Origin of the sequence: Arthrobacter sp. MP_M4 (assembly GCF_035984855.1) — a bacterium.
GTDB lineage: Bacteria > Actinomycetota > Actinomycetes > Actinomycetales > Micrococcaceae > Arthrobacter.
The window spans coordinates 83,995-97,061 of the sequence record NZ_JAXCHX010000004.1; the positions used below are offsets into that span (position 1 = coordinate 83,995).

The window sequence follows — 13,067 nt, forward strand, 5'->3', positions numbered from 1 at the left end:
CTTTTCAGTTCTTTCAAAGTCGCAGGAATTTTCAGGGGGAAGCACGTGGCAGAGCAGTACGAGATCCGGCGGTTCAAACCTGCGGCCAAGGACGACCCGGCGTACCCGGAGTGCGTCGCCTGGATGCGCGCCGTGGCCTTCGGTTTCCATGACGCCCGCCGCAGCGACGAGCGGGTGGACAGGGGCATCGAGATGCAGCGCACGGACGGGCGGGTGATGACCGGCGCCTACCAGGCCGGGCCCGTCGCCGGCCATTCCCTCGGCGCCGATGTTCCCGTGGCGACCTTCGGCACGCTGGACAAGACGCTGAACATCGGCTTCGGGCGGCTCCTCGACACCCGGCTCGTGACGGCCGTGACCGTGCGGACCTCGCACCGCCGCCGCGGGCTGCTCCGCCGCATGATGGCCGAGGAACTGGGGCTGGCACGGGGGGAAGGCCTGGCGATGGCGGCCCTGACCGCCTCGGAAGCGTCCATTTACGGCCGCTTCGGGTACGGCGTCGCGACCCGGGAGCAGTCGATCAAGGTCGACACCAGCGCCCGCTTCGTCGTGAACCACACCCCGGTCGGCAGTGTCGAGGTGGCCGATCCCAAAGTCCTCCTCGAGCTGGCTTCGGCGGTCTTCGACCGCCTGCACCGCCTCACGCCGGGCTCCATCGGCCGGCACGAGTACTACCGTCAGTTCGCGTCCGGTGCTGTGAGCCGGGAAGACGGAGAGGACCCGAAGGTCAAGGTCGCGCTGCACTACGGCCCCGACGGCGGCGTGGATGGCTACGTGTCCTATAAGTTCGGCGGCTGGTCCAGCACCCCTTACACGATGGAGGTCCTCGACCTGGTGGCGGCCACCCGGGCCGGCTACCTTGAACTCTGGCAATACCTCGGCGCCATCGACCTCGTCGAACGCGTCACCTGGGACGAGGCACCGGTGGACGATCCGCTGCCCTGGGCCCTCGAGGACCCGCGCTGCGTTGACGCCTCAGAGGCCCGGGACATGCTCTGGCTGCGGATCCTGGACGTGCAGAAGGCCCTGGCCGCCCGCCATTACCCGGCCGACGGCCGGCTGGTGCTCAAAGTGGCGGATCCGCTCGGGTTGACCGGCGGCACGTTCGCCCTGGATGTGAACGGGGGTGCCGCCGTCGTCACGGAAGCAGGCGACGCGGTCGTCGACCTTGAACTGGACGTAGCGGCGCTGTCCTCGGTCTACCTCCGCGGTGTGCACCCGGTCACGCTGGCCGCGTCCGGGCGGATGCAGGAGAAGACAACCGGCGCGGCGTTCCGCGCAGCCGGGATGTTCGCGGTTGAACGCCCGGCGCACTGCCTCACGCACTTCTAGCAGCCGCGGCGGAGGCGTCCGGCGCGGGCGCGGCGCGCTTTGACCGGCGTTCGCGTGTACGACTAGACTGAACGGGCGTGTACTACGTGCGCGCATCTTCAATCCACAAATCAGGATGACCCGGCACTACGCCGTGTTCTGTGCCCGTGTCGCCGACGCGGGCGCAGCGGTTTGCCTGACCGACTCACTATCCACAACGGAGCCCCTACTACATGACCATCACCTCCACCGAGAAGCCCGGTACACCCGTAGTCGCTATTAACGACATCGGTACCGCTGAGGACTTCCTCGCAGCAGTCGACGCCACCATCAAGTACTTCAACGACGGAGACCTCGTCGAAGGTACCGTCGTCAAGGTCGACCGCGACGAAGTTCTGCTCGACATCGGTTACAAGACCGAAGGTGTCATTCCCTCCCGCGAGCTGTCCATCAAACACGATGTTGATCCCGGAGACGTCGTCTCCGTTGGCGATCTCGTCGAAGCCCTGGTGCTCACCAAGGAAGACAAAGAAGGCCGCCTGATCCTCTCCAAGAAGCGCGCTCAGTACGAGCGTGCCTGGGGCGACATCGAGAAGGTCAAGGAAGAAGACGGTGTTGTCACCGGTACCGTCATCGAGGTTGTCAAGGGTGGTCTTATCCTCGACATCGGCCTGCGCGGCTTCCTGCCCGCATCCCTCGTCGAGATGCGCCGTGTGCGCGACCTTGCTCCGTACATCGGTCAGAAGATCGAAGCCAAAATCATCGAACTGGACAAGAACCGCAACAACGTTGTGCTGTCCCGCCGTGCTTGGCTCGAGCAGACCCAGTCCGAGGTCCGCTCCACGTTCCTCAACAAGCTGGAAAAGGGCCAGGTCCGTCCCGGCGTCGTGTCCTCCATCGTCAACTTCGGTGCCTTCGTGGACCTGGGCGGCGTAGACGGCCTCGTCCACGTTTCCGAGCTGTCCTGGAAGCACATCGACCACCCGTCCGAGGTTGTCGAAGTTGGCCAGGAAGTCACTGTCGAGGTCCTCGAGGTCGATCTGGACCGCGAGCGCGTGTCCCTGTCGCTCAAGGCTACGCAGGAAGATCCGTGGCAGACCTTCGCCCGCACCCACGCCCTCGGGCAGGTTGTGCCGGGTAAGGTCACCAAGCTCGTTCCGTTCGGCGCGTTCGTTCGCGTTGAAGACGGCATCGAAGGCCTGGTCCACATCTCCGAGCTCGCCGTGCGCCACGTTGAACTGGCAGAGCAGGTTGTCTCTGTAGGAGATGAGCTGTTCGTCAAGGTCATCGACATCGACCTCGAACGCCGCCGCATCTCGCTGTCCCTCAAGCAGGCCAACGAGGGCGTCGACGCCGAGTCCACCGAATTCGATCCTGCTCTCTACGGCATGGCCGCAGAGTACGACGAAGAGGGCAACTACAAGTACCCGGAGGGCTTCGATCCGGAGTCCAACGAGTGGCTCGAAGGCTACGAGACGCAGCGCGCCGCCTGGGAGCAGCAGTACGCCGATGCCCAGACCCGCTGGGAAGCCCACAAGAAGCAGGTTGCTCAGCACGCTGCCGATGACGCTGCAGCTGCAACGTCCGGCGAGAGCGATTCCGGCACCACCAGCTACTCCTCCGAGCCGGCTGTGGCCGAGTCCAACACCGGTGGCGGCACGCTCGCTTCCGACGAGGCTCTTGCTGCTCTGCGCGAGAAGCTGACCGGCAACTAATTGCCCTCCGGTCCGGCGGAGTCCGCTCCCCGGGCCAGGCAGTTCGTAGCTTGATCCAGCACCACGAAGGTGGCCGTCCCTACGGGGCGGCCACTTTTTCGTTGTGGGACCGTTCCTGCCCCAACGTCCAGCGCGCGGCAGGCGCGCCTGCACCTGCTTTTCGTACCCGGGGAATCCTTGACGGCAAGGCATCGTCCGCCCAGACTGGGCAGACTGAGTACACGGCGCGGTGGGAAGAGGGGTCATGGCGGGAAATTCCAACGGCCCGGAGACGACCACGGCCATGCTTGCCAGACCCTGGCCGGGCGGCATCGGTGCCATTACATTGTTCGTCGAGGACCTGCCAGGCACCAAACGCTTTTACAGTGAGGTCTTTGGACTGCCCGTGGCGTTCGAGGATGAGGCGTCCGTGGTCTTCACATTCGGGGACACCCTGGTCAACCTGTTGGCATCGGCTGAGGCCCCCGAACTCATCGGACCGGCCCTGGTGGCATCCCCGGAGTCAGGTGCCCGGATGCAGTTCACCCTGGAGGTCGACGACGTCGACGCGACGTGTGCCGCCTTGGCCGGCCACGGCGTCAGGCTCCTCAACGGCCCAATGGACCGCCCCTGGGGGATCCGTACGGCCACCTTCCGTGATCCCGGCGGCCACATTTGGGAAATTGCGGCTCCGGCCACTTATCCGCCGGAGGACATGTCCTGTGCAGGGGTGCGGGAATGGGCATAACAGGATTATGTCCCGTGGCCCGGGTCAAGAGAGGGCATGCCCAGCGGCCCGGGTCAAGAGAGGGCATGCCCAGCGGCCCGGGTCAGGAACGGGCATGTCCCGTGGCCCGGGTCAGGGGAGGGCATGTCCCCTAGGCAGCGCGATCCGGGCCCTGACGGGGACGGCGGCGGCTTCGGAAGCACCGCCCTCCTCCAGCTCCGCCCCGGCTGAGCGCAGCAGGACCAACGCCGCGGTATTCCCGGCTGTGGTGTAGGCCTCCAGCACGGCAGCTCCGGACGCCGCGGCCCGGCCGATCACCAGGCGAAGCGCTTCGCGTGCGACTCCCCGGCCCCTAAAGCCGCGGCCCAGCCAGATGCCGGTCTCCAGCGAGTCCGCTCCGGTCCGCTTGAGCCGGACCGATCCCGCCAGTTCCCCGCCGGCGTTGATGGCCCAGGTTTTCTCCTGCGCGGGCCCGTCCAGCGCTGCCGCCGCGAGGTGGTACTCCCGGAACCAGCTGATCCGTTCTGAATTCCAGCCCGTGGCGCTGCCCAGGGGAGGCGTCACCTCGTCCGCGTCGGCATCCTGGATCGCCACCGTCAGGAGTTGCTCCAGAACCCGGCCGGAGACGTCGATCAGCAGGACAGGGGGAGGATAAGGATCAGCTGTGGGGGACATCGATCCACTCCGATTCGCCAGGCACCAACGTGGCAGTTCCGGCAGACAGCGCGGCGAGCCGTTCACCGGCCCGGGCCAGACCCGCCGGGTCATCCGGGAGGGCGAGCCGCAGGACAGCCGTGTCCGCCGCGTATCCGGTCGCGGCCATCACGTATCCGGCGGCACGCAAATCGTTCTCCAGCCGCCCTGCGGCCGTGTGGGCAACGGGTACAGTGCAGATCCGCAGCCGGCGGCGCTGCACCAGGGGCGCCTGAGCCAGCGCGGCGGCCACGGATTCCGAGTAGGCCCGGACAAGCCCGCCCGCGCCCAGCAGAATCCCGCCGAAGTAACGGACCACCACCGCGGTGATATCGCTAAGGTCGGTGACGCCGGGCCCGGTTTCGCGTTTCAGCAGCGCCTCAAGCATCGGGGCACCGGCCGTGCCGGAGGGCTCACCGTCGTCATTGGAGCGCTGCACATCGCGGTCCGGGCCGAGCACGAAGGCGGAGCAGTGATGCCGCGCGTCATAAAATTCCCGACGCAGCCCGGCGAGGAACGTACGGGCGCTTTCCTCATCCGGGGTGCGGTGGAGCACGGTGATGAAGCGGGAGCGCTTCGCCTCAAGTTCCCGGCGGAACGCCGGCCCGGCTGCCAGAGTGGTGTACACGGCGGCCCTGCTCTCCGGAAAAACCGCATCTTCAGCCACCGGATCAGTTTAGTCTGGTGGAGTGCTGAAAATAGGGTTGACGGGCGGCATCGCCGCAGGCAAGTCAGTGGCCGCCTCGCGGCTGCGCGAACTCGGGGCGGTGGTGATCGACGCCGACGCCCTGGCCCGCGAAGTCGTCCACCCCGGAACGCCGGGGCTCGAGCAGGTCGTGGCGGCCTTCAGCAAGGCCGTCCTGGCGTCCGACGGCGGCTTGGACCGCCCGAAGCTCGGCGCCCTGGTTTTCGGCGACCCGGAACGCCTGGCCGTGCTGAACGGCATCATTCATCCCCTGGTCCGGGAACGGGCCGCCGCGCTGGCCGCTGCTGCACCGAAAGGCGGCATCGTGGTCCAGGACATTCCGCTCCTGGTGGAGACCGGCCAGGGACCCAACTTCCACCTGGTGGTGGTGGTGGACGCCCCGGATGAAGTCCGGGTCCGACGAATGATGCAGCACCGGCACATGTCCGCCGCGGACGCCCGGGCGCGGATGGCCGCGCAGGCCAGCCGGGAGGGCCGGCTCGCCGCCGCCGACGTCGTTCTCGACAACTCCGGGTTCAAGGAAGAACTCCGGGACGCCGTGGACCGGCTTTGGAAGTTTCGGCTGGTGCCGTTCGCGGAAAACCTGGCCAGACACCGCATGGCATCCCGGACCGGCGGGCCGGTGCTGGTGCCGGCCAACCCGGACTGGCCCGGGCAGGCACACCGGCTCATGGCGCGCCTCCAGGCAGCCGCCGGGCAAGAAGTCCTCGCACTCGACCACGTCGGGTCCACTGCCGTTCCCGGACTCGCCGCCACAGACGCCCTGGACCTCCAGCTCGGCGTCGCGGATATGGCCTCTGCGGACCGGATTGCGCCGCTGCTGGCCGACGCCGGGTTCCCCGCGCGGCCCGGCGTCGTTGCTGACACTTCCAGTCCGACGGACCCGGACCCTGCGGGCTGGCAAAAGCGGCTGCACGCCAACGCGGACCCCGGCCGCACCGTTAACCTCCATGTCCGGGCCGTGGGATCCCCGGGCTGGCGGTCCGCGCTCTGCTTCCGGGACTGGCTGCGGAACGACGCGGCCGCCCGGGCGGACTACCTCACCGAGCAGCGCCGGCTCGCGAGGGTACACGCCGCGGCAAAGTCCACGGCGGGGACCGCCGCGGACAAGGACGCCTGGTCCACCGGGCAGGCAGCGGAACGGATGGCAGCGTGGGCGCAGCGCACCGGCTGGCAGCCGCCGCCGTCCACGGGCACAGGCACAGGACCCGAGCCTGACCCGGACGGAACGGCCCCAGGTGCCGCCCAAAGCTGAATCATGGTGAAGCGTCGGACCCCGGCGGTAGATTAGAACCATGAGTCTCGCCCAGCAAATCAACCGTGTCGTGGCACCCTTTGAGGTCATCAGCGAATTCCAACCGGCAGGCGACCAGCCGGCCGCCATCGGGGAACTGACCGAGCGCATCAAGAACGGCGAGAAGGATGTCGTGCTGCTGGGCGCCACGGGCACCGGCAAGAGCGCCACGACGGCGTGGCTGATCGAACAGGTGCAGCGGCCCACCCTGGTGATGGTGCAAAACAAGACCCTCGCCGCGCAGCTCGTCAACGAATTCCGCGAACTGCTGCCAAACAACGCCGTCGAGTACTTCGTCTCCTACTACGACTACTACCAGCCGGAAGCTTATGTTGCGCAGACGGACACCTTCATCGAAAAGGACTCCTCCGTCAATGAGGAAGTCGAACGGCTCCGGCACTCCGCCACCAACGCGCTCCTGACCCGCAGGGACGTGATCGTCGTCGCCACCGTGTCCTGCATTTACGGCCTCGGCACCCCGGAAGAGTACATCGCCGGTATGGTGACGCTGCGCAAGGGCGCCCAGATGAACCGCGATGACCTGCTCCGGAAGTTCGTTTCCATGCAGTACGCCCGCAACGACATGGACTTCCACCGCGGTACGTTCCGGGTCCGCGGTGACACCGTGGAAATCATTCCGATGTACGAGGAACTCGCGATCCGGATCGAGTTCTTCGGCGACGAAATCGAGAACATCTACACCCTGCACCCGCTTACCGGGGAAATCATCCGGGACGAGACTGAGATGTACGTCTTCCCGGCGTCCCACTACGTGGCTGGTCCCGAACGTATGGGCCGGGCGATCAAGCGGATCGAAGACGAGCTTGCCGAGCGGCTCCAGGTCCTGGAAAGCCAGAACAAGCTGGTGGAGGCGCAGCGCCTCAGGATGCGCACCACCTACGACCTGGAAATGATGCAGCAGATGGGCTTCTGCAACGGCATCGAGAACTACTCCAGCCACATCGACGGCCGGGCCCGGGGAACCGCGCCGCACTGCCTCATCGATTACTTCCCGGACGACTTTCTCCTGGTGATTGACGAATCGCACGTCACGGTTCCGCAGATCGGCGCGATGTACGAAGGAGACATGTCCCGGAAGCGGAACCTCGTGGACCACGGCTTCCGCCTGCCTTCCGCGATGGACAACCGCCCGTTGAAATGGGACGAATTCCAGGACCGCGTGGGCCAGACGGTCTACCTCTCCGCGACGCCGGGCAAGTACGAGCTCGGCAAGGCCGACGGCTTCGTCCAGCAGATCATCCGGCCCACGGGCCTGATCGACCCCGAGGTGATCGTCAAACCCACCAAAGGCCAGATTGATGACCTCCTCGGTGAAATCAAAGCCCGCACCGCGAAGGATGAGCGCATTCTGGTCACCACGCTGACCAAGCGGATGGCGGAGGACCTCACCGACTATCTGCTGGGGCACGGCGTCAAGGTCGAGTACCTGCACTCGGACGTGGACACCCTGCGCCGTGTGGAGCTGCTGCGGGAGCTCCGGATGGGCGTTTTCGACGTCCTGGTCGGCATCAACCTGCTCCGGGAAGGCCTGGACCTGCCCGAAGTGTCCCTGGTCAGCATTCTGGATGCTGACAAGGAAGGCTTCCTGCGCTCGGCGACCTCGCTGATTCAGACCATCGGCCGTGCCGCCCGCAACGTCTCCGGCGAGGTCCACATGTACGCGGACCGGATCACCGACTCCATGGCAAAGGCCATTGACGAGACCAACCGCCGTCGTGAAATCCAGGTGGCATACAACACCGCAAATGGAGTCGATCCGCAGCCGCTGCGCAAGAAGATCGCCGACATCACAGACCAAATCGCCAAGGAAGACGCCGATACGCGCGAGCTCCTCGCCGCCGCCGGCAAGGCACGCGGCAAGGGGAAGGGCTCGGCGAAGGTCCGGGCGGACGGCCTGGCCGCGGCGCCGGCCGAGGACCTGGTGGGACTGATCGAACAGCTCACCGAGCAGATGCACGCCGCCGCCGGAGAACTGCAGTTCGAGCTTGCCGCCCGGCTTCGGGACGAGGTGGGTGAACTCAAGAAGGAGCTCCGCCAGATGCAGTCCGCCGGGCACGCCTAGGGCAACGTGGGGCGGACGTAGGGGAGTATCCGGAGCGTTCCGATCGTCACCACGCCCGGCAGCGGTGCCCTGCCGGGTAGCGGGCAGCCAAACGGTACCAGGTAGGCACTACCGGACATGCGGCCAGTCGGAGAGACTTACATCGCACCGTCACACCCTGCGAGAGGTATCTCCGTGCCCGGACTTCCCATCTGGTTTGAGATCGGCTCCTTTGCCGTCCTCGGCATCATTCTGGCCATTGACCTGCTTTTGGTCCTCAAACGCCCGCACGAGCCGTCCATGAAGGAAGCCGGCCTGTGGGTGTCCTTTTACATCGGACTTGCGCTGGTTTTTGCCGGCGCCATGTTCGTCTTCGCTGGCCCGGAATACGGCGGCCAGTTCGTCGCGGGCTGGGTGACGGAATACAGCCTCAGCATGGACAACCTGTTCGTCTTCATCATCATCATGGCCCGCTTCTCCGTACCCCGGAAGTACCAGCAGGAAGTGCTCATGGTGGGCATCATCATCGCCCTGATCCTGCGCGGGATCGTCATCCTGCTGGGCGCAATCGTCATCGAACAGTTCAGCTGGGTGTTTTACATCTTCGGCGCCTTCCTGCTGTGGACCGCCTGGAAACAGGCCCGGGACGACGGTGCGGACGCCGAGGACAAGGAAAATCCGCTCATCGCCCGGATCCGCAAGGTCCTGCCAATGTCCGCGAAGTTCGACGGCGGCAAGCTCCGTACCGTGCTGGACGGCAAGAAGGTCTTCACCCCGATGCTGATCGTCTTCGTCACCATCGGCCTCACGGACCTGCTCTTCGCGATGGACTCCCTTCCGGCCATCTTCGGCCTGACCCAGAGCGCGTTCATCGTGTTCACCGCCAACATTTTCGCCTTGATGGGATTGCGCCAGCTGTACTTCCTGCTCGGCGGCCTGATGACCCGATTGATCTACCTCAAGCATGCACTCTCCGTGATCCTCGCCTTCATCGGCGTGAAACTGGTCCTGCACGCCATGCACGTCAACGAACTGCCCTTCATCAACGGCGGCCGGCACATCGAACGGGCACCCGAGATCCCGACATACGTCTCGCTCGGCGTGATCATCGGCACCATTATCATTGCCGTCATCGCCAGCCTGGTCAGCTCCGGTTCGTCGAAATCCAAGCTCGATTCCCGGCTGGAGGAGGACTCCCGCAAGAGCCTCAGCGATGCCGAATAGCCCCATCGGTTCGGCTAAGCTCGGACCGTGAAAGTCTTTGACGCCAGGCCACAGAACGGTACGGCGCTGGACCCGCAACGGGTCCAGCGCCGTACCGTTCGGATCCTAAGCGCAGCCCAGCTCCTCAGCGGGGTGGGTAGTGGTGCCAGCCTCTCCGTTGGTTCGCTTCTGGCCGTGCAGCTGTCCGGCTCGAATGCGTGGGCCGGTTCTGTCACCACCACCATGACACTCGGGGCTGCTGCAGCCGCCCTGCCCCTGGCCGGCCTGGCCGGCCGGCGGGGCAGGCGGGCTTCCCTTGTCACTGGCCTGCTCTCGGCCATGGCCGGAGCGCTGTTGGTGATCGTGTCCACAGCGACGGGCAGCTTCCCGGTGCTGCTGCTCGCTGCGGCGTTGCTGGGGCTCGGCACAGCCGCCAACCTGCAGGCCCGGTTCGCCGCGGTCGACCTCGCCGAGCCGGAACGGCGGGGCCGGTCCCTGGCGATCGTGGTGTGGTCCGTGACCATCGGCGCCGTCGCCGGTCCCAACCTGATCCGCCCGGGCGCGCTGGTGGGGGAGGCCCTCGGCCTGCCGGCGCTGGCCGGACCCTTCGTGTTCTCGACGGCGGGGCTGGCGGCGGCCGCCCTGCTCCTGCTCCTTGGCCTGCGGCCGGACCCGCTGCTGCTCGCCGCCCGGCTCCGGTCCGGCGGGGACCCGCCAGCGGCCGGCGCCGCGGCCGTTCGGCGGCCGCGCGGCCTGCGCCACGGCCTGGCCGCTGTCCGGGCCTCGCCCCGGGCCGGGCTGGCCCTTCTCGCCGTCATCACCGCGCACGGCTGCATGGCCGCCGTCATGTCGATGACGCCCCTGCACCTGCAGTTGCTGACCGAGGGTCCCCTCGCGGACATGCCAGCCGGCCACACCCACGCCGCCAGTACTGATGTCCTGGTCCTGATCGGCTTCACCATTTCGCTGCATATCGCCGGGATGTACGCACTCTCACCGGTCATGGGCTGGCTGACGGACAAGGCGGGCCGGCTGCTCGTCATTCTGCTTGGCCACGGCCTGATCCTGCTCTCGGTCCTCGTTGCCGGGTTCGGACAGGCCCAACCGGTCCTCGTGACCGTGGGCCTGGTGCTGCTCGGGCTGGGCTGGTCCGCAGCGACAATCGCCGGGTCCACGATGCTGGCCGAAAGCGTCCGCGCGGACGACCGCGTCCTCGTCCAGGGCGTCTCGGACACTCTGATGGGCGTCGCCGGCGCGGTCGGCGCAGGATTCTCCGGACTGGTGATGAGCGGCGTCGGCTATCAGGGCCTGAACCTGGCGGCCGCCGTCATCGCGGCGGCCGTGCTCGCTGTCGTCGTCTCCGCTGCGGCCCGCGACCGCGCCCAGCCCGCACCCGTCTAAGCGGGACGGCGCGCCCGGTCAGCCGATCGGTGGAGTTCCCGCCGCACGGTCTCCACAGCTGCACAGTTCCGCAGCTGCACAGTTTCCCCCGCCCGGTCTCCACAGCTGCACAGTTCCGCAGTCCCTTGTCCGCCTATGTCCGCGCTGAGCGGGTCATGCCCAGGAGCCGGGCGAAGATGCCCTCGCCGTCGTCAGCGATGCCGTCATGGTGGAAGTCCGCGGACTCCCACACCTGCAGGCCGCGGACGGCCGAGGCCGTCTCCAGCGAAAGTGCGCGCTCAACGTAGATATCCGCGGAGTACACGGCGGCGGCAACCGGCACAGTATTGAGGGCCAGACGTTCGGCATCATAGAGCGGCGGCCAGTCATCCTTTTCGGCGAGGAGCTGGGCAACGTTCCGCAGCGGCTTCAGGGCGGGATCCTGGTCGAAGTACCACGGGTAGACCATCTCGCCCGTGAGCAGGGGCTCAGGAGCGTCGGGGGAGAACTCCGGAAAGTCCTGCAGCACCCGCCAGGCGGCCCAATCCGTGGACTCACCCTGGCCGTAAATGGATTCGTGCATGAGGGCGTACAACGGGTTGGTGGATCGTGAGGCGAGGGCGCGGACCTGCTCCAGGAAGGTGTCGGAGAGCCGGTCCCCGGCGGCGGTGCCTACGAAGGCGTCCTCCAGCAGGTGGTGCAGCGAGTCCATCCGGGTGTTTCCGCCCAGGAAGGACCCCGCCATCTGGAAACGTTCCACGGTGAGCCGTTCGCCGTCAGGCAGAAATTCTTCCGTGTCGCGCAGGTGCCGGGCGATCCGGGTAACCGCCGGGCGATCCTCGGGGTACCGGCCAAAATACTCGGCGTTGCGGGCCGCGACCCGCAAGAAGGTGGCTTGATAGACCCGGTCCGCAGGACCCTTCAGGGGCGCCAGCCCGCCCGTCACCAGGGCTTCCCGGAGGCCGTCCGGGGCGAAGGAAAGGTAACTGAGTGCACAGAAGCCGCCATAGCTCTGGCCGTAGATCGTCCACGGACCGGAGCCGAGAGCCCGCCGGATGGCCTCCGCGTCCGCGACGATGGAGTCGGCCCGGAAATGCGCGAGGTAGGCGGCCTGATCGGCGTCGTTCCCGCGCAACGGCAGGGTGTTGCGGTCGACGGCGGATGACAGGCCGGTGCCGCGCTGATCCAGCATGAGGATGCGGAAGTCTTTGGCAGCGGCTTTGCTCCAGCCGCCGAGAGCGGGAAAGCGGTTCCCGCGCCCGCCGGGGCCGCCCTGCAGGTAGAGCAGCCATGGGAGCTGGGCGGCTTCCTCCTCGGTGTAGTCCGCGGAGACGTATTCGCGCGCAAAGACGGTGATGGTTTCGGCCGGCGGTCCGGCGCTGAAGTGATCCAGCGGAACTTCGAAGTAATGCTCAACGGTGCGCATTCCGCGGTAGGCGTGCCGGGCCTTGACTGTGTGGGGGACAGGGGGCCGGTCAGCCACGGGCCGGCACCTGGCGGGCGCCGAAGGCTTCCAGTGCCTCGCCGGTGAGCCGGAAAGTGGACCATTCCTGCATTGGCTGGGCACCGAGTTTCTTGTAAAAGTTGATGGAAGGCTCGTTCCAGTCCAGGACGCTCCATTCCACGCGCGCGTACCCGCGGTCCACGGCGGTCTGCGCCAGGTGCTGCAGCAGCGCCTTGCCGTGCCCTTCGCCGCGGGCCTCGGGGCGCACGTAAAGGTCCTCAAGGTAGATGCCATGGACACCTTCCCAGGTGGAGTAGTTCAGGAACCAGAGCGCGAATCCACGGACCTCGCCGGCCTCGTTCTCAGCCATGGCGGCAAACACCCGCGGGTTCCCGCCGAAGAGAGCCTCGCCCAGCATCTCCGGGGTGTTCCGGACGGCGTCGGGTTCCTTCTCGTAGAGGGCCAGGTCATGGATCATTTGCAGGATTGCGGGGACATCGTTCGCCGTAGCGGGCCGGATTACACTCATTGTTCGAGTTTACTGGTGCCGGAC

Annotated in this window: 11 protein-coding genes; 7 read left to right on the forward strand and 4 right to left on the reverse strand. The window is 66.7% G+C overall.

What is annotated here, in order from left to right; genetic code table 11:
• The first annotated feature begins 45 nt into the window (after positions 1-45).
• The 3 genes from RCH15_RS05870 to RCH15_RS05880 all read left to right on the forward strand — a co-directional run bounded on the left by RCH15_RS05870 (position 46) and on the right by RCH15_RS05880 (position 3,753).
• Positions 46-1,332, forward strand: a complete 1,287-nt coding sequence (locus RCH15_RS05870) for a GNAT family N-acetyltransferase (RefSeq protein WP_326958987.1) — start codon at positions 46-48, stop codon at positions 1,330-1,332.
• 212 nt (positions 1,333-1,544) lie between these two features.
• Positions 1,545-3,026 (forward strand): 30S ribosomal protein S1, encoded by a 1,482-nt coding sequence (gene rpsA / locus RCH15_RS05875; protein ID WP_326958989.1) that lies wholly within the window; start codon positions 1,545-1,547, stop codon positions 3,024-3,026.
• Positions 3,027-3,270: 244 nt separating this feature from the next.
• The gene (locus RCH15_RS05880; RefSeq protein WP_326958991.1) at positions 3,271-3,753 is read left to right on the forward strand and encodes a VOC family protein; all 483 of its coding nucleotides are present in this window, start codon (positions 3,271-3,273) and stop codon (positions 3,751-3,753) included.
• A gap of 111 nt (positions 3,754-3,864) precedes the next feature.
• Here RCH15_RS05880 and RCH15_RS05885 read toward each other — a convergent pair whose 3' ends face one another.
• Both RCH15_RS05885 and RCH15_RS05890 read right to left on the reverse strand, forming a co-directional pair.
• Entirely contained in the window at positions 3,865-4,407 is a 543-nt protein-coding gene (locus tag RCH15_RS05885) for a GNAT family N-acetyltransferase (protein ID WP_326958993.1), read from the reverse strand.
• Positions 4,391-5,092, reverse strand: coding sequence for an IMPACT family protein (locus tag RCH15_RS05890; RefSeq protein WP_326958996.1), 702 nt, complete (start codon positions 5,090-5,092; stop codon positions 4,391-4,393). The genes RCH15_RS05885 and RCH15_RS05890 overlap by 17 nt, the downstream gene beginning before the upstream one ends.
• 22 nt (positions 5,093-5,114) lie before the next feature.
• Between RCH15_RS05890 and coaE the strand changes: the two genes are divergently transcribed.
• From coaE to RCH15_RS05910, 4 genes are all read left to right on the forward strand, one after another.
• Positions 5,115-6,386 (forward strand): dephospho-CoA kinase, encoded by a 1,272-nt coding sequence (coaE, locus tag RCH15_RS05895; protein ID WP_326958998.1) that lies wholly within the window; start codon positions 5,115-5,117, stop codon positions 6,384-6,386.
• A 40-nt stretch (positions 6,387-6,426) separates the two neighbouring features.
• On the forward strand, positions 6,427-8,508 hold the full coding sequence (gene uvrB / locus RCH15_RS05900; RefSeq protein ID WP_326958999.1) for an excinuclease ABC subunit UvrB: 2,082 nt from the start codon (positions 6,427-6,429) through the stop codon (positions 8,506-8,508).
• Between the two features lie 174 nt (positions 8,509-8,682).
• A complete protein-coding gene (locus tag RCH15_RS05905) occupies positions 8,683-9,711 on the forward strand; it encodes a TerC family protein (RefSeq protein ID WP_326959001.1) in 1,029 nt (342 codons plus the stop codon).
• Between the two features lie 27 nt (positions 9,712-9,738).
• Positions 9,739-11,091, forward strand: a complete 1,353-nt coding sequence (locus tag RCH15_RS05910; protein ID WP_326959003.1) for an MFS transporter — start codon at positions 9,739-9,741, stop codon at positions 11,089-11,091.
• Positions 11,092-11,224: 133 nt separating this feature from the next.
• On the opposite strand, the gene RCH15_RS05915 is transcribed toward RCH15_RS05910, so the two are convergent.
• The gene (locus tag RCH15_RS05915) at positions 11,225-12,496 is read right to left on the reverse strand and encodes an alpha/beta fold hydrolase (protein WP_326959141.1); all 1,272 of its coding nucleotides are present in this window, start codon (positions 12,494-12,496) and stop codon (positions 11,225-11,227) included.
• Positions 12,497-12,545: 49 nt separating this feature from the next.
• A complete protein-coding gene (locus tag RCH15_RS05920; protein ID WP_326959005.1) occupies positions 12,546-13,043 on the reverse strand; it encodes a GNAT family N-acetyltransferase in 498 nt (165 codons plus the stop codon).
• Positions 13,044-13,067: the final 24 nt, after the last annotated feature.

What these genes read in the sequence shown, in the direction of transcription:
- uvrB (WP_326958999.1), top strand. Translation starts at nt 6,427, where the DNA reads ATGAGTCTCGCCCAGCAAATCAACCGTGTCGTGGCACCCTTTGAGGTC.
- rpsA (WP_326958989.1), top strand. Translation starts at nt 1,545, where the DNA reads ATGACCATCACCTCCACCGAGAAGCCCGGTACACCCGTAGTCGCTATT.
- RCH15_RS05920 (WP_326959005.1), bottom strand. Translation starts at nt 13,043, where the DNA reads ATGAGTGTAATCCGGCCCGCTACGGCGAACGATGTCCCCGCAATCCTG.
- RCH15_RS05885 (WP_326958993.1), bottom strand. Translation starts at nt 4,407, where the DNA reads ATGTCCCCCACAGCTGATCCTTATCCTCCCCCTGTCCTGCTGATCGAC.
- RCH15_RS05915 (WP_326959141.1), bottom strand. Translation starts at nt 12,496, where the DNA reads ATGCGCACCGTTGAGCATTACTTCGAAGTTCCGCTGGATCACTTCAGC.
- RCH15_RS05880 (WP_326958991.1), top strand. Translation starts at nt 3,271, where the DNA reads ATGGCGGGAAATTCCAACGGCCCGGAGACGACCACGGCCATGCTTGCC.